The 269-nt window shown below is 62.1% G+C and carries 1 protein-coding gene; it reads right to left on the reverse strand.

All coding sequences use genetic code 11. The features are described 5' to 3' along the window. A partial coding sequence (locus tag G0Q06_RS14950) for an IS3 family transposase (RefSeq protein WP_163967463.1) occupies positions 1–269 on the reverse strand: 269 nt, incomplete at both ends.

Consider the following 269-nt stretch of genomic DNA (forward strand, 5'->3'; position numbering starts at 1 on the left):
TCATTGAGCCAGAGCCGCGCTTTCTTCGGCTGTTTCGTTGGTACTTTAAGCCCCTCGCGCCGCCATAGCCGTTCGACGCGCTTGTCGTTCACCTGCCAACCTGCATCCCTCAGCAGAGCGGCAATCCGGCGATAGCCATAGCGTCCATACTGGCGGGTCAACTCGATCATGTCGGCCACCAGGCGCGCCTCATCCGCACGCCCCGCTGGCAACCGTCTCTGAGTAGATCGGTGTTGACCCAGAACCCGGCACACCCGTCGCTCGGACAA

This window comes from Oceanipulchritudo coccoides, from assembly GCF_010500615.1.
GTDB lineage: Bacteria > Verrucomicrobiota > Verrucomicrobiia > Opitutales > Oceanipulchritudinaceae > Oceanipulchritudo > Oceanipulchritudo coccoides.